Source organism: Citrobacter sp. A316 (genome assembly GCF_002042945.1).
GTDB lineage: Bacteria > Pseudomonadota > Gammaproteobacteria > Enterobacterales > Enterobacteriaceae > Citrobacter > Citrobacter portucalensis.
In genome coordinates this window covers 93,298-116,215 of the sequence record NZ_MVFZ01000002.1, presented here as the reverse complement: position 1 = coordinate 116,215, position 22,918 = coordinate 93,298, and the positions used below count along the sequence as shown (strand labels likewise).

The window sequence follows — 22,918 nt, the reverse complement described above, 5'->3', positions numbered from 1 at the left end:
TTATCCCACCCCGCTCATCGCATCTCCCAAATGGAAAATCGGTAAATACATCGCGACGACCAGCGTACCGATGATAAGCCCCGTAATGACCAGCAACGCAGGCTCAAGTAATGCAGCCAAATTCTCCGCTTGAGCCAGGGTTTTCTCGCCGTGGTGATGCGCAAGATTGCGCAGCATTGCATCCAGCGAGCCGGAAGCTTCACCCGTTCTGACCAGCTGTATGCACAATGGGCTGAATTCATCGCTATTTTTAAGCGCTAACCAGATCGGTTTTCCTGAGCTGATGTCCTGCTGAACCAGTGCTAAACGTTGCGACCAGAAAGGGTTAGCCAGCGTTTCGGTAACGCTCTCAAGACCCTGCAAAAAGGGAATGCCCGCATTTTGCGTTAACGCCAGAACGGTGAATATCTGCGTGAGCTTTTGCCCTCTCACCATCGGCCCTATGACCGGGAGGCTGAGCAGTAATTTCTGGCGCAGAACGAGCCAGTACGGTTTCCGCTTTATCAGTTGATGTGCTGCAATCGCTACCAGGCCGAGTGCTATCGCCAGCCACCCCCATTGACCGCTAAAGTGCGCGATGGCAATAATCCACTGAGTGAGCGCCGGTAGCGGGGTGTTGAATGTCTGGTAGATGGCGGCAAACTCAGGGAGTACAAACTGCAGCATCGCAAATACGATCATCACCGCCATGGTGATAATGATAATCGGATAGCGCAGGGCTTTTTTAACTTTATCAGCAAGTTGCTGTTGTTTCTTTTGCTGATAGGCGAGTTCAAAACAGCAGTCGTCCAGCTTACCCGTAAGCTCTCCGGTGCGGATCATTGCCAGGTAAAGGGGCGGAAAAACGTGTTGCCATTGTGATAACGAGGTGGAGAGGGTAATGCCCTGTTCCATATCGTAAGCCAGCGTACGCAGTAGCGCCTGCCATTGACTGCTGGGATGCTGTTCAGCAAGCAGAGCTAGCCCTGTTGAGAGCGTTAACCCTGCTTTTAGCAACGTCGCCAACTGGTGTATGGTTTCGGCGCTTTTTTCACGACTCCAGTGCGAGGTTTTGACACGCATACGTTTAATGCGCAGCGGCGTAATCTGTTGTTCCTCAAGAGCCAGCATCAATGACGGTCGGGTATCGGCCCATAGCGTTCCTTCCCGCGATTTACCTTCGTTGTTAATGCCTTGCCAGCGCCAAAGCTGTTTAGCGGACATGTGGCATGCCCAGTACACGAATCAGCTCTTCAAATGTCGTTAATCCTTGCTCGACGGCCTGACAGCCATTCTCGAAAAGCGTTCTCATTCCTGATTGCTGGGCATCAGATTCCACTTCGTCTACGGATGTGCCACTGGCAATACTCTGACGTAATGCCGGAGTAACAGGGAGTACTTCAAACAATGCCGTACGGCCATAAAATCCGTGATAACAATGTTTGCAGCCAGGGGCCTGCCAATTCGGTAGTGGTGTAGGCCAGACCGTTTTCGGGAGCGTGATAGGCGTACTCTGACGTTGTCGGCAATGGGGGCACAACTTTCTGACCAACCGCTGTGCAATGACGAGCGTCAGCGCGGAGGCAATCATCCAGCGTGCGACCCCCATTTGTTGCAGGCGTACCAGCGTTTCACTGGTGGAATTGGTATGCAGCGTAGAAAGAACCAGATGACCGGTTTGTGCGGCTTTAAGGGCTATTTCTGCCGTTTCGCCATCGCGGATTTCACCCACCATGATAATGTCGGGATCCTGGCGCAACAGAGCACGTAAGACTCCCTGAAAAGTCAAACCGGCGCGTGGGTGAATTTGCGTCTGGTTGAGGCCTGCGATCGGGATCTCTACCGGATCTTCCACGCTACAAAGATTCACATCCGGGGTGTTTCGGGTTTGCAGCGCACTGTACAGCGTGACCGTTTTACCGCTTCCGGTAGGTCCGGTAACCAGAATTAGCCCCTGAGGCTGCTGCAAAGCTTGCGCAAATGCGGCCAGTTGCGCGTCTTGCATTCCCAGCGCGGCGATCTCCAGAGTTTGATCGACCTGATGCAGTAGTCGCAACACGACTTTTTCGCCGTAGCGACAAGGCAGGGTGGCGATGCGAAATGAGACAGGTTCTCCTGAAATCTCAACGGTAAATTGTCCGTCTTGTGGAAGCCGATGCTCGGCGATATCCAGGCTGCCTAATACTTTTAACCTTGCGGTGATGGCAATGCCCATCTCGGTCGTTACTTCCGGTAAAGCGTGGAGTACGCCATCCACGCGTAATCTGATCCGATAGTGATTTTCCGCTGGCTCAAAATGAATATCAGAAGCCCGCTGCGCCAGAGCGGAATGAAACGTCTGATTCAGCAAGTCTGCCGCGCTGGCGCTGCTTTTCGTGACTATAGCCGGGAGCATTTTCTGCGGTGTATGCGTGTGGCCTTCCATTTGCTGACGTGTCCAGCAGACAATGTCGATGCGCCGGGTGGTGGCAAAATGCAGTGCATCCAGCAGTTCGTGTGATGGAGCGTCTACGACGGCGATATGCACCACTTCATTGTCTGCATCCAGTAATATTCCCTGATAACGTTGGCATAGCGCCGTAAGCTGGGTGGTATTCATCTCTGTTCCTTAGTGGTTATCAAAGCGGAAAACGTCTTCACAGGCCTGTTGCAGTGCGCTGTCATTCTGGATGACGCAGTTACGGCTCCAACCGGTAATGCCGTTGGCATTGTCCCAGCCTGGCGTCATGGTGATGCTTAACCCGTTCAGGCTTTCCTGCCCACTAAGACTGACAACTCCGTTTTCAACGCTCATGGCTGAGACGTAACGGGTGGTCGTTGGAGAGGGAATACCATTCGTTCCAGCATCGCAGGTAGCTGTTCCGCCATGCTCCAGTGCACAGAGCTCAACCGCCGTACGATAGGGGACAAAGGTTTGCAGCATGTCTGTCAGCGCAGCTTTGCGCAGATAGTTTTGATAGGCCGGAATGCCGATGGCGCTAAGAATGGCAATAATGCCAATCACCACCATGAGTTCGATAAGCGTAAAGCCTCGTTGCTTGTTCATCGTTCGCTCCTTGAGTTTGCTGGCGCTACTTTGGCAAACCGACGGTGGGACGGCGAGTGACAAAAAACAAAACGGGAAAGCGGGTTCAGAGGATTTTTACGAGATTACAGAGTCAGACAATGTATTTGCGAAGGGGCTCGAAGAAACTGCTGGATGGCGGCGTAAATGCCGTATCCGGCTGGGGGGGGAGAGGCCCGATAAGCGAAGCGCCATCGGGCAATACAATCAGCAATTAGCGAAATCGCATGGAGAGATCGAGTGCGCGAACATGTTTGGTCAGCGCGCCAACGGAGATAAAGTCCACACCGGTTTCGGCAAATTCGCGCAGCGTTTCATAGGTGACGTTGCCCGACACTTCCAGACGCGCCTGGCCGTTGGTGCGATTTACCGCTTCACGCATTTGGTCAGTTTCGAAGTTATCGAGCATGATGATATCGGCTCCGGCTTTCAGCGCGTCGTCCAGCTCATCCAGGCTTTCAACTTCGACTTCAACCGGCACATCCGGGTGCAACCAGAAGGCTTTTTCGACGGCCTGACGTACCGAGCCGGAAGCAATAATGTGGTTTTCTTTAATCAGGAAAGCGTCGGACAGCCCCAGACGATGATTCGCGCCGCCGCCGCACAATACGGCGTATTTTAGCGCGGTACGCAGTCCCGGTAGGGTTTTGCGCGTATCCAGCAGTTGGGTATTGGTTCCCGCCAGCAGGTCGACGTATTTACGCACCTCGCTCGCCACGCCCGATAGTGTCTGCACAAAATTCAGCGCAGTACGTTCACCGGTCAGTAACACGCGGGAAGGGCCGTCCAGTTCAAACAGCGGCTGGTTGGCCTTAATGCTGTCGCCATCTTCGACATGCCAGGTGATGTTAACATCATCGCCAGCAAGCTGAATAAAGACCTCTTCCACCCAACGTTTTCCACAAAAAACGCCATCTTCGCGGGTGATTACGGTGGCATGGGAGCGCATGTCTTCGGGTAAAAGCTGTGCGGTGATATCGTTATTGGCATCAACTTCTCCGCCTAAATCTTCACGCAGCGCCTGAGCTACAGCGGCAGGGATATCCAGATTTATGCGTTCCAACAGCGCGTCACGTCGGTAGTCAGGGTTATAGCGGCGAGGCGGCATGATAAAACTCCAAATTGCTAACGAATCATAAGGTGGAAACATGCTACCCTGAACCCGATATGAGCACCACCAATAAGGAGATTCTGCATGTTGTTAGACGAGGGCTGGCTGGCAGAGGCGCGACGCGTTCCCTCTCCGCATTACGATTGCCGCCCGGATGACGAAAAACCTTCTCTGCTGGTGGTGCATAATATCAGCCTGCCGCCCGGCGAGTTTGGCGGCCCGTGGATAGACGCGCTGTTTACGGGCACGATTGATCCCAACGCCCATCCTTATTTTGCCGGGATCGCCCATCTGCGTGTTTCGGCCCATTGTTTGATTCGCCGTGACGGTGAAATCGTGCAATATGTGCCTTTTGATAAACGCGCCTGGCATGCGGGTGTGTCGAGCTATCAAGGGCGCGAACGCTGTAATGATTTTTCAATTGGTATTGAGTTGGAAGGGACGGATACGCTGGCCTATACCGATGCGCAGTATCAACAACTGGCTGCCGTGACGAATACCCTGATTACACGTTATCCGGCCATTGCTAACAACATGACAGGACATTGCAATATTGCGCCCGAGCGTAAGACCGAGCCCGGGCCGTCCTTTGACTGGGCAAGGTTCCGCGCCCTGGTCACCCCCTCGTCGCACAAGGAGATGACATGACGCTGTTTACAACATTATTGGTGTTGATTGTTGAACGCCTGTTTAAGTTGGGTGAGCACTGGCAGCTTGATCACCGTGTTGAAGCTTTTTTCCGCCGGATTAAGCATTTCTCGATGATGCGTACGGTAGGCATGACTCTTATTGCGATGGGAGTTACGTTTCTGCTACTGCGCGCACTTCATGGGCTGTTGTTTAACGTTCCGTTGCTGGTGGCGTGGATCTTAATTGGCTTGCTGTGCATCGGCGCAGGTAAGGCGCGCCTTCACTATCACGCTTACCTGAACGCGGCTGCTCGCGATGATGCTCACGCCCGTGATGCGATGGCCAGCGAGCTGACGCTTATCCATGGGGTTCCGCCGGACTGCGATGAGCGTGAATTTTTGCGCGAGCTGCAGAACGCGCTGTTATGGAACAACTTCCGCTTTTATCTGGCGCCGTTATTTTGGCTGATTATCGGTGGTCCGTGGGGGCCCGTAACGCTGGTAGGTTATGCTTTTTTACGCGCCTGGCAGTCCTGGCTGGCGCGCTATCAGACACCGCACCAGCGTCTGCAATCAGGTATTGATGCGATCCTGCATGTGCTGGATTGGATCCCGGTGCGTCTGGCGGGCGTGGTTTATGCGCTGCTGGGACACGGCGAGAAAGCGCTGCCGGCCTGGTTTGCCTCGCTTGCTGATCTGCACACGTCGCAATATCAGGTGCTTACGCGTCTGGCGCAGTTCTCGCTGGCGCGCGAACCGCACACCGATAAAGTCGAAACGCCAAAAGCCGCCGTTTCGCTGGCGAAGAAGACCTCGTTTGTGGTGGTGGTGGTCATTGCGCTGCTCACCATTTATGGGGCATTAGTGTAGCGTTGTGCCGGATGGCACTAACGCTTATCCGGCCTACAATGGAAAAACGTGTAGGCCCGGTAAGCGTTAGCGCCACCGGGCAGTACAACGGCCTAGTTTGTATCAGCAGGCGGCACGCCAAAATCAGGCATGCCGTTTTCGTCCCAGCGCACGAGCTTCAGACGAGTGTGGCGGTTTGGGTCGTACAGCGGATCGCCCTCGATTTCAGTGTAGTTTCTCGCGTGATACACCAGCACATCTTCACCTTCCGGCGTTTGTGTAAAGCTGTTGTGTCCTGGCCCAAACTGGCGGTTTTCATAACTGGTGGTAAAGACCGGGCGCGGTGATTTGTGCCAGTTCTGCGGGTTGAGCGGATCGGCGTTGAGGTCAATCCACAATAATCCCATACAGTAGTTCTCATCGGTGGCGCTGGCGGAATAGCTGATAAAAAGCTTGTCGCCGTGAACCATGACGGCAGGACCTTCGTTGACCCAAAAGCCCCGGCATTCCCAGTCATATTCAGGGTGGCTTAGCATGACCGGCTCGCCTTTAATCGTCCATGGATTTTCCAGCTCTGCGAGATAGATATTGGAGTTTCCGGCGATATCGGGCGACTTCTGCGCCCAGAGATACCACTGTTTTCCCTGATGGTTAAAGGTGGTGGCATCAAGCGCAAAAGTATCAAACTGCGTTTTAATCTGACCTTTCTCCGTCCACTTTCCGGTCAGCGGATCGGCGTCGGTACATTCGAGCGCAAACATGCGATGCTGGAACATCCCCAGCTTGTCGAGCGACTGTGTGTGGGTGGCGGCAAAATAGATGTACCACTTGCCTGCCAGATGATGGATTTCGGGCGCCCAGATGAGTTGGCTCATGGGGCCGCTTTCTGGTTTGCGCCAGATGACAACCGGGGCGGCGGTGCGCAACCCTTCCAGCGAGTCGGCCCGGCGAATCTCCAGCCGGTCATATTCAGGTACTGAAGCAATGAAATAGTAGTGGCTACCGTCACGTAAGATAAACGGGTCGGCACGCTGTTCAATAAAGGGATTTGGCCACTGATTCATTAGGCTTTCCTTACTGTTTCAGTCGTTTTTATATCGTGGTATTCATTCAGTTCACGGTAATTGGCGCGGCGCTTTTCTAAATCTGTCTGGATTTGCTGCATAAACTCGCGGTCAACTTTCAGCAGACGAACTACGCCAGCAGTAATCAGATAGCCTACGCCCGGTATGATGGTAAACAGCAGCATAATACCGTTAATGGCGGAGTCGCTTTGCGCTTTCGCCCCAGCGTCGTAGCCGTACCAGGAGAGCAGGAAGCCGACCATCGCTCCGGCAATCGCCAGGCCCAGTTTCAGGAAGAACAGGTTACCGGAGAAGCTGATTCCGGTGATGCGTTTACCGGTTTTCCACTCGCCATAGTCATCGACATCCGCCATCAGCGACCAGTGCAGCGGAGAAGGGATTTGGTGCAGGATGTTGAGCAGGAAGTAGAGCACCATAATCATCATGGTGGCTTTCGGATCGAAGAAATAAAACGCGGCAGAGAAAATCGCTAGGATAATATTGGTCCAGAAGAAGACTTTCAGTTTGCACCAACGATCGGTTAATACCTTCGCCAGCATACTGCCGATCATCATGCCGACCACACCAAGACTGATAAACAGCGTTGCGAACTGCGTGCTTTGCTGCATAACCCAGGTCACGTAGTACATGGTGGCAGCCATGCGAATAAAGCCCGGACAGACGTTGCACAGCGTTAACAGCAGAATTTTTACCCACTGATCGTTCTTCCACACGTCTTTCAGATCGGCTTTTAAATCGTCATTGGTCTGGACAGCTGGGCGTACGCGTTCACGGACCGTAGCGAAGCAAAACAGGAACATACACATGCCGATGAAGGCCAGAACCGCCATCGCCATCTGATACCCTTTGGCTTTGTCTTCCCCGCCGAACCAGTCAGCCATTGGCAGCAAGGTGAGGGACAGCAGCAGAGTTGCAATGCCTACCAACACAAATCGATATGACTGGCAGGCGACGCGTTCCTTCGGATCATTGGTGATGACGCTGCCGAGCGAGCAGTAGGGAATGTTGATCGCTGTATAGGTGATAGAGAGCAGGAAGTAGGTAACGAACGCATAGATAACTTTGCTGTTATAGGTCCACTCTGGGGTGGTAAACATAAGTACGCTGAATAATGCGTACGGGAAAGCCATCCACAAAAGCCATGGACGAAATCGACCATATTTACTACGGGTGCGGTCGGCCATCGCGCCCATTATAGGGTCGGTAACGGCATCGATAACGCGTACTGAGAGCAGTAATACGCCGACCAGGGCAGGCGCCAGACCAAAAATATCTGTATAAAAATAGTTAACAAACAACATGATGGCGCCAAAGATGATGTTGCATCCGGCGTCGCCCATTCCATAGCCGATCTTTTCTTTCACCGTGAGCTTACTGGTTTCCATCAACTGCACTCCATTAATGAGATATGGAGAGAATTATTGTCTGGCACCGGTGTTTTTGCGTTGCAGGATAACGCCGCTGATATGGACTAAACAGTCGTGAGTGGGAAAGTGTGAGGCAGGTAACAACCCCCACCTGGTGCAGGTGGGGGAGGGGGGATTAATGCGCTTTAACCGCGCCGGCCGTTTTCTGTTTGCACAGGTAGCCGATGCCAAGAATGGCAATCCATACAGGGATTAAGTACACCGAGATCGCCATGCCCGGCGTCATCAGCATAATCACCAGTACTGCAGCCATGAAAATCAGGCACACCCAGTTACCCAGCGGATAGAGCAGCGCCGGGAAGCGGGTGGTAACACCCTGCTGCTGTTTGGCTTTGCGGAATTTCATGTGCGCCAGGCTAATCATTGCCCAGTTGATCACCAGTGCGGAAACTACCAGCGCCATCAGCAGGCCAAAGGCGGATTCCGGTGCCAGGTAGTTGATCAGCACACACAGCGCCGTCACCAGTGCGGAAACCAGAATGGTGTTCACCGGCACGCCGCGTTTATCGACATTCATCAGCGCTTTTGGCGCGTTGCCCTGCTGTGCCAGACCGAACAGCATACGGCTGTTGCAGTACACGCAGCTGTTATAGACAGAAAGGGCGGCAGTCAGCACCACGATGTTCAGGGCATTAGCAACAAACGTGTCGCCCAGTTCGTGGAAAATAAGGACAAACGGGCTGGTATCCGCCGTAACGCGCGTCCACGGCATCAGGGAAAGCAGAACTGCCAGTGAACCCACATAGAAAATCAGGATACGGTAGATAACCTGGTTGGTCGCTTTGGGAATGCTTTGCTCCGGGTTATCCGCTTCTGCTGCGGTGATCCCGACCAGCTCCAGTCCACCGAAAGAGAACATGATAATAGCCATCATCATCACCAAACCGGTGAAGCCGTGCGGCAGGAAGCCACCCTGGTCCCACAGGTTACTGACGCTGGCCTGCGGGCCGCCGTTACCGCTAAACAGTAACCAGCCACCGAACAGGATCATCGCTACAACGGCAATGACTTTAATAATGGCAAACCAGAACTCCATCTCACCAAACACTTTCACGTTGGTCAGGTTGATGGCGTTGATCAGCACAAAGAAGGCAGCCGCAGACACCCATGTTGGGATCTCCGGATACCAGAACTGGATGTATTTACCCACGGCAGTTAGCTCAGCCATGGCAACCAGCACGTACAGCACCCAATAGTTCCAGCCGGAAGAGAACCCCGCAAAACCGCCCCAGTATTTATAGGCAAAGTGACTAAATGAGCCTGCAACGGGCTCTTCAACCACCATTTCACCTAACTGACGCATAATCAAAAAGGCGATAAAGCCGGCAATAGCGTAACCCAGAATAATACCCGGTCCTGCAGACTGGATAACGGATGCGCTACCGAGGAATAACCCGGTACCAATCGCGCCACCCAGTGCGATTAGCTGTATATGGCGGTTCTTAAGGCCGCGCTTGAGCTGATCGCCATGCTGTTGACTTTCCATCATGAAACCTCGTGTGTGGTTTTACTCTTCATATTTCGAGTGCTTATTTTTTGAACTACGCAGCAATGCGTGTGTAAGTTTGCAATTCCGTTTGTTGTATTAATTTGTTTACAGATGCTATTGATGAAATGTTGCCTTAATACTTTTGTCTTGATCAGAATAATGATATGCGAGCGCGAATGCACCTGCTTTATGCGGGGAAGATGACGAGTTGAATAAAAAGAAACCATTTGTAAATGCGAGTTTATCTACCACAAAATTTCCATTTTGAATTTCTATTCATTAATAGTGGTTTATATATCGATATATAAGCAGGTGAATCGGTTCAGATGAGATAATTTTTCGTTTCAATTCCGTTAAAACTACCCCGAGGTGGGTAAATTTAACATTTGTGCATAGTTACATGTTTGAAACGTTATTTCTGTAATGTTGTTAAAATATGCCTCCTTTACTGATTTCAATCAAAACCTGTATGGACAGAAGGTGAATACTTTGTTACTTTAGCGTCAAGAACATGAAATTGGTAAGACCAATTGACTCCGGGCAAATGGCTTAAGACAGGAAATCATGGCCTACAGCAAAATCCGCCAACCAAAACTCTCCGATGTGATTGAGCAGCAGCTGGAGTTTTTAATTCTTGAGGGGACACTTCGCCCCGGAGAAAAACTCCCACCGGAACGCGAGCTGGCAAAACAGTTCGACGTCTCCCGCCCCTCCTTACGCGAGGCGATCCAACGCCTTGAAGCGAAGGGGTTACTGCTTCGTCGTCAGGGCGGTGGCACTTTTGTTCAGAGCAGCCTGTGGCAGAGCTTTAGCGACCCACTGGTAGAGCTGCTCTCCGACCATCCTGAATCCCAGTTTGACCTGCTTGAGACGCGCCATGCGCTGGAAGGTATTGCAGCTTATTACGCTGCACTGCGCAGCACGGATGAAGACAAAACGCGTATCCGTGAACTCCACCATGCGATCGAGCTTGCTCAACAGTCCGGCGATCTTGACGGCGAATCTGATGCAGTACTCCAGTATCAAATTGCTGTCACCGAAGCGGCACACAATGTGGTGCTGCTCCATTTGCTAAGGTGTATGGAGCCGATGCTGGCCCAGAACGTTCGGCAAAACTTCGAATTGCTGTATGCGCGTCGTGAAATGCTGCCACTGGTTAGCAGTCACCGTACCCGTATTTTTGAAGCAATTATTGCCGGGAAGCCGGAAGAGGCGCGTGAAGCGTCCCACCGTCACCTGGCGTTTATCGAAGAGATTCTGCTGGACAGAAGCCGTGAGGAAAGCCGTCGTGAACGCGCCTTACGCCGTCTGGAGCAACGAAAGAATTAGTGATTTTTCTGGCAGAACGTTAACCAGAAGATGTTGTAAATCAAGCGCCATATAAAGTGCGCGGCAACTAAACGCAGAACCTGTCTTATTGCGTTCTCTGGCGAGAACGCAATGGGACAGGTTCCAGATAACTCAACGTATTAGATAGATAAGGAATACCCCCATGTCAGAACGTTTCCCAAATGACGTGGATCCGATCGAAACTCGCGACTGGCTACAGGCGATCGAATCGGTCATCCGTGAAGAAGGTGTTGAGCGCGCTCAGTATCTGATCGACCAACTGCTTTCAGAAGCCCGCAAAGGCGGCGTGAAAGTAGCGGCAGGTGCAGGGGCCAGCAATTATGTAAACACTATTGCCGTTGAAGATGAACCGGAATACCCGGGCAATCTGGAGCTGGAACGTCGTATTCGTTCTGCTATCCGTTGGAACGCCATCATGACCGTATTGCGCGCGTCTAAAAAGGACCTCGAGCTGGGTGGCCACATGGCATCCTTCCAGTCCTCCGCGACGGTATATGATGTTTGCTTCAACCACTTCTTCCGTGCACGCAATGAGCAAGATGGCGGCGATCTGGTGTACTTCCAGGGCCACATCTCTCCGGGCATCTACGCACGCGCATTCCTGGAAGGTCGTCTGACTGAAGAGCAGATGAACAACTTCCGTCAGGAAGTACATGGCAAAGGCCTGTCTTCCTACCCGCACCCGAAACTGATGCCAGAATTCTGGCAGTTCCCGACCGTATCTATGGGTCTGGGCCCAATCGGTGCTATCTACCAGGCTAAGTTCCTGAAATATCTGGAACACCGTGGTCTGAAAGATACCTCTAAACAAACCGTTTACGCCTTCCTGGGCGACGGCGAGATGGATGAGCCAGAATCAAAAGGTGCGATCACCATCGCGACCCGTGAAAAACTGGACAACCTGGTCTTTGTTATCAACTGTAACCTGCAGCGTCTTGACGGTCCGGTAACCGGTAACGGCAAGATTGTTAACGAACTGGAAGGCATCTTCGCGGGCGCTGGCTGGAACGTTATCAAAGTCATGTGGGGCGGTCGTTGGGATGAACTGCTGCGTAAAGATACCAGTGGTAAACTGATCCAGCTGATGAACGAAACCGTTGACGGCGACTACCAGACCTTCAAATCCAAAGATGGCGCATACGTACGTGAGCACTTCTTCGGTAAATACCCGGAAACCGCAGCCCTGGTTGCTGACTGGACTGACGAGCAGATTTGGGCTCTGAACCGTGGTGGTCACGATCCGAAGAAAGTCTACGCTGCACTGAAAAAAGCGCAGGAAACCAAAGGCAGAGCAACTGTAATCCTGGCCCATACCATCAAAGGTTACGGCATGGGTGACACCGCTGAAGGTAAAAACATCGCTCACCAGGTTAAGAAAATGAACATGGACGGCGTGCGTTATATCCGCGACCGTTTCAACGTTCCTGTGACCGATGAGCAGGTTGAAAACCTGTCTTACATCACCTTCCCGGAAGGTTCTGAAGAGCACACTTATCTGCACGCTCAGCGTCAGAAACTGCATGGCTACCTGCCAGCTCGTCAGCCGAACTTCACCGAGAAGCTGGAACTGCCAGCTCTGGAAGACTTCGGTGCGCTGCTGGAAGAGCAGAACAAAGAAATCTCCACCACTATCGCTTTCGTTCGTGCCCTGAACGTGATGCTGAAGAACAAGTCGATCAAAGATCGTCTGGTGCCGATCATCGCTGACGAAGCGCGTACTTTCGGTATGGAAGGTCTGTTCCGTCAGATCGGTATCTACAGCCCGAACGGTCAGCAGTACACCCCGCAGGACCGTGAGCAGGTTGCTTACTATAAAGAAGACGAAAAAGGTCAGATCCTGCAGGAAGGTATCAACGAACTGGGTGCTGGCGCATCCTGGCTGGCTGCTGCGACCTCTTACAGCACCAACGATCTGCCGATGATCCCGTTCTACATCTACTACTCAATGTTCGGGTTCCAGCGTATCGGTGACCTGTGCTGGCAGGCAGGCGACCAACAGGCTCGTGGCTTCCTGATTGGTGGTACTTCCGGTCGTACGACGCTGAACGGTGAAGGTCTGCAGCACGAAGATGGTCACAGCCATATTCAGTCTCTGACTATCCCGAACTGTATCTCTTACGATCCGTCTTACGCGTACGAAGTTGCGGTCATCATGCACGATGGTCTGGAGCGTATGTACGGTGAGAAACAAGAGAACGTTTACTACTACATCACTACGCTGAACGAAAACTACCACATGCCGGCAATGCCAGCAGGTGCCGAGGAAGGTATCCGTAAAGGTATCTACAAACTCGAAACCCTCGAAGGTAAGAAAGGTAAAGTTCAGCTGCTGGGCTCCGGTTCTATCCTGCGTCACGTGCGTGAAGCAGCACAGATCCTGGCGAACGACTACGGTGTAGGTTCTGACGTTTACAGCGTAACCTCCTTCACTGAACTGGCGCGTGATGGCCAGGATTGTGAGCGCTGGAACATGCTGCACCCGATGGAAACTCCGCGCGTTCCGTACATCGCTCAGGTGATGAACGACGCTCCGGCAGTAGCATCTACTGACTATATGAAACTGTTTGCCGAACAGGTTCGTACTTATGTACCGGCTGATGATTATCGCGTACTGGGTACTGACGGTTTCGGTCGCTCTGACAGCCGTGAAAACCTGCGTCACCACTTCGAAGTTGATGCTTCCTACGTGGTTGTAGCGGCCCTGGGCGAACTGGCTAAACGTGGCGAAATCGATAAGAAAGTGGTTGCAGACGCAATCATCAAATTCAACATCGATGCAGATAAAGTTAACCCGCGTCTGGCGTAAGAGGTAAAAGAATAATGGCTATCGAAATCAATGTACCGGACATCGGGGCTGATGAAGTTGAAATCACCGAGATCCTGGTCAAAGTGGGCGACAAAGTTGAAGCTGAACAGTCGCTGATCACCGTAGAAGGCGACAAAGCCTCTATGGAAGTTCCGTCTCCTCAGGCTGGTATCGTTAAAGAGATCAAAGTCTCTGTTGGCGACAAAACTGAGACCGGCAAACTGATCATGATTTTCGATTCCGCCGATGGTGCAGCAGCCGCTGCACCTGCTCCGGCAGAAGAGAAGAAAGAAGCGGCTCCGGCAGCAGCACCTGCTGCCTCTGCAGCGAAAGAAGTACACGTACCGGACATCGGTGGTGACGAAGTTGAAGTTACCGAGGTCATGGTTAAAGTGGGCGACACCGTTGCGGCTGAACAGTCTCTGATCACCGTTGAAGGTGACAAAGCCTCTATGGAAGTTCCGGCACCGTTCGCGGGTACCGTTAAAGAGATCAAAATCAACACGGGTGACAAAGTGTCTACCGGTTCCCTGATTATGGTCTTCGAAGTGGCGGGTGCAGCGCCTGCTGCTGCACCGGCTCAGGCGGCTGCTCCAGCAGCAGCGGCGGCTCCGGCAGCTTCTGGCTCGAAAGAAGTTAACGTACCGGATATCGGTGGTGACGAAGTTGAAGTCACTGAAGTGATGGTTAAAGTGGGCGATAAAATTGCCGCTGAACAGTCACTGATCACCGTTGAAGGCGATAAAGCGTCGATGGAAGTTCCGGCACCGTTCGCGGGTACCGTGAAAGAAATCAAAATCAGCACCGGCGACAAAGTTAAAACCGGTTCTCTGATTATGGTCTTCGAAGTCGAAGGCGCAGCACCTGCAGCCGCTCCTGCGCAAGCAGCTGCTCCGGCTCCGGCCGCTGCACCAGCACCTGCGCAAGCCGCAGCTCCGGCAGCGAAAGCGGAAGGCAAATCTGAGTTTGCTGAGAACGACGCTTACGTTCATGCAACGCCGCTGATTCGTCGCCTGGCGCGCGAATTCGGTGTGAACCTGGCGAAAGTGAAAGGTTCTGGCCGTAAAGGTCGTATCCTGCGTGAAGACGTTCAGGCTTACGTGAAAGACGCTATCAAGCGTGCTGAAGCGGCTCCGGCTGCTGCTGCAGGCGGCGGTATCCCGGGCATGCTGCCTTGGCCGAAAGTGGACTTCAGCAAGTTTGGTGAAATCGAAGAAGTGGAACTGGGCCGTATCCAGAAAATCTCTGGTGCTAACCTGAGCCGTAACTGGGTGATGATCCCGCACGTTACGCACTTCGATAAGACCGATATCACCGATCTGGAAGCGTTCCGTAAACAGCAGAACGCCGAAGCTGAAAAACGTAAACTGGACGTGAAATTCACCCCAGTAGTCTTCATCATGAAAGCCGTTGCCGCAGCTCTGGAACAGATGCCGCGCTTCAATAGCTCCCTGTCTGAAGACGGTCAGCGCCTGACCCTGAAGAAATACATCAACATCGGTGTAGCGGTTGATACTCCGAATGGTCTGGTTGTTCCGGTCTTCAAAGACGTGAACAAGAAGAGCATTACCGAGCTGTCTCGTGAACTGACCGTGATCTCCAAGAAAGCGCGTGATGGTAAGCTGACCGCTGGCGAAATGCAGGGCGGTTGCTTCACCATCTCCAGCATCGGTGGCCTGGGTACTACCCACTTCGCGCCGATTGTGAACGCGCCGGAAGTGGCTATCCTCGGTGTCTCCAAGTCCTCTATGGAGCCAGTGTGGAACGGTAAAGAGTTTGTGCCGCGTCTGATGATGCCGATTTCGCTCTCCTTCGACCACCGTGTAATTGACGGTGCGGATGGTGCGCGCTTTATCACCATCATCAACAACATGCTGTCTGACATTCGCCGCCTGGTGATGTAAGCGAAAAAGCCGGCCCGACGGCCGGCTTTTTTCTGGTAATCTCATGAAGTCAGTGAGGTTATTGTGCGAAAGACAAATCGGTTGCCGTTTGTTGTTTCAAAATTGTTAACAATTTTGTAAAATACGGGCGGATAGAACGACCCGCTGGACGACGGGTATAAATTAAGAGGTCATGATGAGCACTGAAATCAAAACTCAGGTCGTGGTACTTGGGGCAGGCCCTGCAGGTTACTCTGCTGCCTTCCGTTGCGCAGATTTAGGTCTGGAGACCGTCATCGTAGAACGTTACAGCACCCTTGGCGGTGTTTGTCTGAACGTCGGCTGTATCCCTTCTAAAGCGCTGCTGCACGTAGCAAAAGTTATCGAAGAAGCCAAAGCACTGGCTGAACACGGTATCGTTTTTGGCGAGCCGAAAACCGATATCGACAAGATTCGTACCTGGAAAGAAAAAGTTATCACTCAACTGACCGGCGGTCTGGCGGGTATGGCCAAAGGCCGTAAAGTGAAAGTGGTTAACGGTCTGGGTAAATTTACCGGGGCAAACACCCTGGAAGTTGAAGGCGAAAACGGCAAAACCGTAATCAACTTCGACAACGCAATCATCGCGGCGGGTTCCCGTCCGATCGAACTGCCGTTTATTCCGCATGAAGATCCGCGCGTGTGGGATTCCACCGATGCACTGGAACTGAAAACTGTTCCTAAGCGCCTGCTGGTAATGGGCGGCGGTATCATCGGTCTGGAAATGGGTACTGTGTACCATGCGCTGGGTTCAGAGATCGACGTGGTTGAAATGTTCGACCAGGTTATCCCGGCTGCCGATAAAGACGTGGTTAAAGTCTTCACCAAGCGCATCAGCAAGAAATTCAACCTGATGCTGGAAACCAAAGTGACCGCCGTTGAAGCGAAAGAAGACGGTATCTACGTTTCCATGGAAGGCAAAAAAGCCCCTGCCGAAGCTCAGCGTTACGATGCTGTGCTGGTCGCTATCGGTCGTGTACCGAACGGTAAAAACCTCGACGCGGGCAAAGCTGGCGTGGAAGTTGACGACCGTGGCTTCATCCGTGTCGACAAACAGCTGCGTACCAACGTGCCGCACATCTTTGCTATCGGCGATATCGTCGGTCAGCCGATGCTGGCACACAAAGGTGTTCATGAAGGTCACGTTGCCGCTGAAGTTATCGCCGGTAAGAAACACTACTTCGATCCGAAAGTTATCCCATCCATTGCATACACTGAACCAGAAGTTGCATGGGTTGGTCTGACCGAGAAAGAAGCGAAAGAAAAAGGCATCAGCTACGAAACCGCCACCTTCCCGTGGGCTGCTTCTGGCCGTGCTATCGCTTCCGATTGCGCGGACGGTATGACCAAACTGATTTTCGACAAAGAATCTCACCGTGTTATCGGTGGTGCGATTGTCGGTACCAACGGCGGCGAGCTGCTGGGCGAAATCGGTCTGGCAATCGAAATGGGTTGTGACGCTGAAGATATCGCGCTGACTATCCACGCGCACCCGACTCTGCACGAGTCAGTGGGCCTGGCGGCAGAAATCTTTGAAGGTAGCATTACCGACCTGCCAAACCCGAAAGCGAAGAAGAAGTAATCTTCTCCCTTTTGTGAAAACGCCTCTTCGGAGGCGTTTTTTTTGCCTGAAGCAACCCGTTATTTCAGGCAACATGCCGGGTGGCGCTAGCGCTAACCAGGCCTAAGGCTTAACCTCGCTTTACGGTGCTACGGGCTGCCAGATTTTATCCGGATGGAATGTGGTTAACGCCTGTGCTTTTTGCTGAGAATCAACGCCGAGATCGGCCTGGTAGACTTTATCTTCACCGTTAATCATAAAACTCATCACGCCGGTGTGATCGTAGCTAACAGGCCACGCTATCATGGCAAAACCGCTGGTTTTATCGGAAAGGATCCGGAAGCGATAGCCGTGATAGCCCGTGCCGGGTTCCTGTGGACTAAAGGCCGGGCCAAGCGGACTTGGCGCTTCGCCGGGTGAAACAGGCCAGTACAGACCGTCTTTTTTCCCTTCAGAACTGACAATCTTTTGCGCGTACTTTTGGTTCATCGCAAAATAGCTCTGCTGGGCATCAACATAAGCGTGTAACGCCTCGATAGCCGCGAGTTCGTTGCGTCCAATCTCACGGGTCAGGATCTCTTCGGCTGCTTCCTTGATATCAAATTGCCAGCCTGAAGCGTTTTTGACGACTGGGATTGGCAGTTGCCAGTCGCTGTCCCCGACCACCAGGTGCGCGATATTGCCGTCGACAACGGTGTTATGGCGAACCTTCCAGTCGCGCAGGAAGCGATCAACCGCATCAGGATCGACGCCTTCTGGCGGTAGAAAATCACGCCAGTTTTCCCCGAGCAGATTGCTCATTGCACTTTCATTTTGCTCACTGATAGCGTTTGCCAGCGCATCGGTCGCCTGGTCTGGTGTGCTGAAGGATTGCTGTGCCATCGCGGTAGCCGAAACCATGAACAACACCATTCCACTGAGTAGTTTATTTTTCATGTTGGTTCCCTTAACGATGACGGAATTCACGGTGTTCAGCACGCCCGCCAGAAGGCTGGCGCGATGGCTGATTACGGGCGACCTGTCGGCTCTGGGCCCCTCGCTGTTGCTGTGCCTGCCAGTTGGCGGAGCGACTGTCGTTACCGCTCAGCGCATTGGCGCGTGGCTGACTGGTCCGTTGTTGAAGATTACGCTGTTGCACATTGTGTTGTTGCGCTGGTTGCGTGACCCGTTTCTCCTGTCGCTGTGCGACTGCCTGACGATTCTCTCGTTGCTGTGTGCTTGTCCGTTTCGCGGTTTGCGGCTTGGTATCGTAACCGCGGTAGTTGTTACGCTGTGAAATTTGCTTCAGCTGTTGGCTGGACGCCTGACGCTGGGCGTCTTTCGTGCCAGTGCGTGCCGTCTGCGGGAATGTTTTCCCCGTTGATTTTTCCATTTGGCTCATCGCAGCCTGGCGTTGGCTATCACGGTTGACCGGTCTTTGCTGGGTTGAACTTAAGCCCGTAGCCGTGTTCGTGGAGTGGAAGCGGTTATTAAGCTGGTTATTAGGGTATGGCACACCCTCACGATAGGCCGGGTTGTGTTGCCAGGTACGGTTGGCATCTGTCAGCCGTTGCCCACTGATTTTATTGAAGTTATCAACGTTAATGTTGATGTTGTTATCACCATTACGGTTATAGCCGCCATGGTTATCCCAGTCATCATTATGATGGTGATCGTCGTCGTCATCCCAGTCGATGTTGCTGAAGATGGCATAAGTTGTGGCAACACCGAGGCTGAAGCCTAAACCGTTAACGAAGCTGTTGCCAAACTGCTCGCCGGGCGTAGGCGGCAGATAAGTTGGCGGATAAGCGGTATTCGGCCAGGTACCGTAAACCGTATTCGGGTTATAGGTAGGAATGTACACCACCTGCGGATCGGCGGATTCAATCTTGATAACCGTTGGGCTTGTTGAGGTGGTCGTGGCTGTTGTGGTCGCTGAACTGGTCGTCGACTCGCTGGTGACGGTTTTAGCTGGCGCCGCTTTGGTCACGGTAGTGACGGTCTGTTGCGGTGTTGATTGCAACGCACCGGTCTGTTGCGCCAGCGCGCGCAGACGTTGAACGGAATCCATGACATCTTTCGGTTGTGCGAGGAAAGCATCGCCCAGGCTTTGTACCCACGGCGGATTTTCACCCATCAGCGACATCAACTGAGGAAAGGCGACCAGCGATTTCACGCTGGGATCCCAGGGCTGGCTGGCAACGGCCTGAATGGCGGCATCGCCCTGCATTTTGGGATTGTCTTTTGACCACTGTGCGGCCTGGATAACGTTAGCCGGATAGGTTGAGGCCATCAAAATTTGCGACAGCAGCGAGTCTGGATAGAGCGCGATAGGCGCAACCCACTGATCTATTTGTGCTGCTGAGTACGTAGGTGCCACGGCGGGCGCTGTTTGGTCGGCCGGAGCAGGGGCCGCTACGGGAGCTGGAGCTGGTGCTGACGGTTGCTGTGCAACGGGAGCCGGAGCTGCAGGTTCCGTTGTGCGACTTTTAACGAACATCACGCCAGAGGCGGCAAACAGCCCGGCACTGCACAAAAGGACAAGCAGATGTGGCTTAAGGGGCAACTTCATAAAATGACTCCAACGAGACAAGCGCTGTGCCGTGAGGCGTTCCTGTTGCCGCGAGTATTATTCACCCGTGTTAGACAGTTTTGACTTTTATTGGGGATTCGCCCGGTAAGTCCGGAAAAAGAGTGTGAAGATTTATTACACAATTATATCTGATGGCGCGAAAATCGTTGGAATATTCAGCCGATCGCGCTTAAAAATCAACCGTTTCAGGGCGGTTTCAGGCAGCCTAAATTGCGTTGCGCCTTGTCGCTATACCATTCTTAACGATTCAGCCAATTTTTTATGTTGCTTTTTTGTAAACGGATTAACACTTAGTGAAAATCCTGTTATTGTGCCTTATGCGGTACCGGGCATTTACCCTACTAACTACTGTCTCACAGGAGCGTGAAGAGAATCGCCCATCTACAAAAGCGCCGCATTATGACAATGAGAGCGAGGAGATATCGTCGTGCTAGAAGAATACCGTAAGCACGTAGCTGAGCGTGCTGCCCAGGGGATTGTGCCAAAACCTTTAGACGCAACCCAAATGGCTGCACTTGTCGAGCTGCTGAAGACCCCGCCTGTGGGCGAAGAAGAATTCCTGTTAGACCTGTTGATCAACCGCGTTCCTCCTGGCGTAGATGAAGCCGCTTATGTTAAAGCTGGTTTTCTCGCCGCTGTCGCGAAAGGCGACACCACCTCCCCGCTGGTTACACCAGAAAAAGCCATTGAACTGCTGGGCACTATGCAGGGTGGTTACAACATTCATCCGCTGATCGACGCGCTGGACGACGCAAAACTGGCGCCAATTGCCGCTAAAGCGCTCTCTTCAACACTGCTGATGTTCGATAACTTCTACGACGTAGAAGAAAAAGCCAAAGCGGGCAACGAATATGCGAAGCAGGTAATGCAATCCTGGGCTGATGCCGAATGGTTCCTGAACCGTCCTGCCCTGGCTGAAAAAATCACCGTTACCGTCTTCAAAGTGACGGGTGAAACCAACACCGATGACCTTTCTCCGGCGCCGGATGCATGGTCTCGTCCGGATATCCCTCTGCACGCGCTGGCGATGCTGAAAAACGCCCGTGAAGGTATCGAACCGGATCAACCGGGCGTGGTTGGCCCGATCAAACAGATCGAAGAATTGCAGAAAAAAGGTTACCCGCTGGCTTATGTGGGTGATGTTGTTGGTACCGGTTCTTCGCGTAAATCCGCGACCAACTCCGTGCTGTGGTTTATGGGTGACGACATTCCTCATGTACCGAACAAGCGCGGCGGCGGGCTGTGCCTCGGCGGCAAAATTGCACCTATTTTCTTCAACACCATGGAAGATGCGGGCGCATTGCCGATTGAAGTGGACGTATCGAACATGAACATGGGCGACGTGATTGACGTTTACCCGTTCAAAGGCGAAGTACGCAACCACGAAACCGGCGAACTGCTGGCTAGCTTTGAGCTGAAAACCGAAGTCCTGATCGACGAAGTGCGCGCCGGTGGCCGTATTCCGCTGATCATCGGTCGTGGCCTGACCACCAAGGCGCGCGAAGCGCTGGGTCTGCCGCACTCAGACGTCTTCCGTCAGGCGAAAGACGTGGCGGAAAGCAGCCGTGGCTTCTCCCTGGCACAGAAAATGGTTGGCCGCGCATGCGGCGTGAAAGGTATCCGTCCGGGCGCGTACTGCGAACCGAAGATGACCTCCGTCGGTTCTCAGGATACCACCGGCCCAATGACCCGTGACGAACTGAAAGATCTGGCGTGCCTGGGCTTCTCTGCTGACCTGGTGATGCAGTCCTTCTGCCACACTGCGGCCTACCCGAAGCCGGTGGACGTCAATACGCATCATACGCTGCCAGACTTCATCATGAACCGTGGTGGTGTCTCCCTGCGTCCGGGTGATGGCGTTATTCACTCATGGCTGAACCGTATGCTGCTGCCGGATACCGTAGGTACCGGTGGTGACTCCCATACCCGTTTCCCTATCGGGATCTCCTTCCCGGCAGGTTCTGGCCTGGTAGCATTTGCTGCGGCGACAGGCGTGATGCCGCTGGATATGCCGGAATCCGTTCTGGTGCGTTTCAAAGGCAAAATGCAACCGGGTATCACCCTGCGCGATCTGGTACACGCCATCCCGCTGTACGCGATCAAACAGGGTCTGCTGACCGTTGAGAAGAAAGGTAAGAAGAACATCTTCTCTGGCCGCATTCTTGAAATCGAAGGTCTGCCGGATCTCAAAGTGGAGCAGGCGTTCGAACTGACCGATGCCTCCGCTGAACGTTCTGCTGCCGGTTGTACCATCAAGCTGAATAAAGAGCCGATCGTTGAGTACCTGAGCTCTAACATCGTTCTGCTGAAGTGGATGATCGCAGAAGGCTACGGCGATCGTCGTACGCTGGAACGTCGTGTGCAGGGCATGGAAAAATGGCTGGCGGATCCGCAGCTGCTGGAAGCTGACGCTGACGCAGAATACGCAGCGGTGATTGACATCGATCTGGCGGATATCAAAGAGCCAATCCTGTGTGCACCGAACGATCCGGACGATGCGCGTCTGCTGTCTGACGTACAGGGCGAGAAGATCGACGAAGTGTTCATCGGCTCCTGCATGACCAACATCGGCCACTTCCGTGCCGCTGGTAAGCTGCTGGATGCGCACAAAGGCCAACTGCCAACGCGTCTGTGGGTGGCTCCGCCAACCCGTATGGACGCCGCTCAGCTGACTGAAGAAGGCTACTACAGCGTATTCGGTAAGAGCGGTGCGCGTATCGAAATTCCAGGCTGCTCTCTGTGCATGGGTAACCAGGCGCGTGTGGCTGATGGCGCAACGGTGGTCTCGACCTCTACCCGTAACTTCCCGAACCGTTTAGGTACCGGGGCAAACGTCTACCTGGCTTCTGCGGAGCTGGCGGCGGTTGCGGCGCTGATCGGCAAACTGCCAACCGCGGAAGAGTACCAGACCTATGTGGCGCAGGTAGATAAAACGGCCGTAGATACTTACCGTTATCTGAACTTCGACCAGCTGTCTCAGTACACCGAGAAAGCCGATGGTGTGATTTTCCAGACCGCGGTGTAATGCGCTAAAGCATTTTGTGTAAAAACGCATCAATGCCCGGAGAAGTCTG

16 protein-coding genes are annotated in these 22,918 nt (G+C 53.1%); 7 read left to right on the top strand and 9 right to left on the bottom strand.

The features are described from left to right. The 4 genes from hofC to nadC form a co-directional block, all read right to left on the bottom strand. A complete protein-coding gene (gene hofC / locus BZK41_RS02590; protein ID WP_079937078.1) occupies positions 1–1,203 on the bottom strand; it encodes a protein transport protein HofC in 1,203 nt (400 codons plus the stop codon). After that, positions 1,193–2,578 (bottom strand): type II secretion system protein GspE, encoded by a 1,386-nt coding sequence (gene gspE, locus BZK41_RS02585; RefSeq protein WP_079937077.1) that lies wholly within the window; start codon positions 2,576–2,578, stop codon positions 1,193–1,195. The genes hofC and gspE overlap by 11 nt, the downstream gene beginning before the upstream one ends. 9 nt (positions 2,579–2,587) lie before the next feature. After that, complete coding sequence (gene ppdD, locus BZK41_RS02580; protein WP_079937076.1) at positions 2,588–3,025, bottom strand: prepilin peptidase-dependent pilin; 438 nt, start codon at positions 3,023–3,025, stop codon at positions 2,588–2,590. A 232-nt stretch (positions 3,026–3,257) separates the two neighbouring features. After that, a complete protein-coding gene (nadC, locus tag BZK41_RS02570) occupies positions 3,258–4,151 on the bottom strand; it encodes a carboxylating nicotinate-nucleotide diphosphorylase (protein ID WP_079937266.1) in 894 nt (297 codons plus the stop codon). 87 nt (positions 4,152–4,238) lie between these two features. On the opposite strand from nadC, the gene ampD reads away from it, so the two are divergent. Then, on the top strand, positions 4,239–4,802 hold the full coding sequence (gene ampD / locus BZK41_RS02565; protein ID WP_079937075.1) for a 1,6-anhydro-N-acetylmuramyl-L-alanine amidase AmpD: 564 nt from the start codon (positions 4,239–4,241) through the stop codon (positions 4,800–4,802). Further along, positions 4,799–5,653, top strand: a complete 855-nt coding sequence (gene ampE / locus BZK41_RS02560) for a beta-lactamase regulator AmpE (RefSeq protein ID WP_079937074.1) — start codon at positions 4,799–4,801, stop codon at positions 5,651–5,653. The genes ampD and ampE overlap by 4 nt, the downstream gene beginning before the upstream one ends. 92 nt (positions 5,654–5,745) lie before the next feature. Here the strand turns inward: ampE and BZK41_RS02555 are convergent, their stop codons facing one another. The 3 genes from BZK41_RS02555 to aroP form a co-directional block, all read right to left on the bottom strand. Continuing rightward, positions 5,746–6,696 (bottom strand): family 43 glycosylhydrolase, encoded by a 951-nt coding sequence (locus tag BZK41_RS02555; protein WP_079937073.1) that lies wholly within the window; start codon positions 6,694–6,696, stop codon positions 5,746–5,748. Then, entirely contained in the window at positions 6,696–8,102 is a 1,407-nt protein-coding gene (locus tag BZK41_RS02550) for an MFS transporter (protein WP_003829494.1), read from the bottom strand. The genes BZK41_RS02555 and BZK41_RS02550 overlap by 1 nt, the downstream gene beginning before the upstream one ends. Before the next feature lie 157 nt (positions 8,103–8,259). After that, positions 8,260–9,633 (bottom strand): aromatic amino acid transporter AroP, encoded by a 1,374-nt coding sequence (gene aroP, locus BZK41_RS02545; protein WP_008786209.1) that lies wholly within the window; start codon positions 9,631–9,633, stop codon positions 8,260–8,262. Positions 9,634–10,197: 564 nt separating this feature from the next. Here aroP and pdhR point away from each other — a divergent pair. From pdhR to lpdA, 4 genes are all read left to right on the top strand, one after another. Further along, on the top strand, positions 10,198–10,962 hold the full coding sequence (pdhR, locus tag BZK41_RS02540) for a pyruvate dehydrogenase complex transcriptional repressor PdhR (protein WP_003018699.1): 765 nt from the start codon (positions 10,198–10,200) through the stop codon (positions 10,960–10,962). 163 nt (positions 10,963–11,125) lie between these two features. After that, positions 11,126–13,789, top strand: a complete 2,664-nt coding sequence (gene aceE / locus BZK41_RS02535) for a pyruvate dehydrogenase (acetyl-transferring), homodimeric type (RefSeq protein ID WP_048214932.1) — start codon at positions 11,126–11,128, stop codon at positions 13,787–13,789. Between the two features lie 14 nt (positions 13,790–13,803). After that, the gene (gene aceF / locus BZK41_RS02530) at positions 13,804–15,693 is read left to right on the top strand and encodes a pyruvate dehydrogenase complex dihydrolipoyllysine-residue acetyltransferase (protein ID WP_079937072.1); all 1,890 of its coding nucleotides are present in this window, start codon (positions 13,804–13,806) and stop codon (positions 15,691–15,693) included. Positions 15,694–15,868: 175 nt separating this feature from the next. After that, positions 15,869–17,293, top strand: a complete 1,425-nt coding sequence (lpdA, locus tag BZK41_RS02525; RefSeq protein ID WP_003829486.1) for a dihydrolipoyl dehydrogenase — start codon at positions 15,869–15,871, stop codon at positions 17,291–17,293. Positions 17,294–17,413: 120 nt separating this feature from the next. Here lpdA and BZK41_RS02520 read toward each other — a convergent pair whose 3' ends face one another. Further along, on the bottom strand, positions 17,414–18,208 hold the full coding sequence (locus BZK41_RS02520; protein WP_079937071.1) for a DUF2950 family protein: 795 nt from the start codon (positions 18,206–18,208) through the stop codon (positions 17,414–17,416). A gap of 10 nt (positions 18,209–18,218) precedes the next feature. Beyond that, a complete protein-coding gene (locus BZK41_RS02515) occupies positions 18,219–19,823 on the bottom strand; it encodes a DUF3300 domain-containing protein (RefSeq protein ID WP_079937070.1) in 1,605 nt (534 codons plus the stop codon). Between the two features lie 448 nt (positions 19,824–20,271). On the opposite strand from BZK41_RS02515, the gene acnB reads away from it, so the two are divergent. Further along, positions 20,272–22,869: a bifunctional aconitate hydratase 2/2-methylisocitrate dehydratase gene (acnB, locus tag BZK41_RS02505; RefSeq protein ID WP_057067418.1), complete on the top strand. Its 2,598-nt coding sequence runs from the start codon at positions 20,272–20,274 to the stop codon at positions 22,867–22,869. The last annotated feature ends 49 nt before the right edge of the window (positions 22,870–22,918 follow it).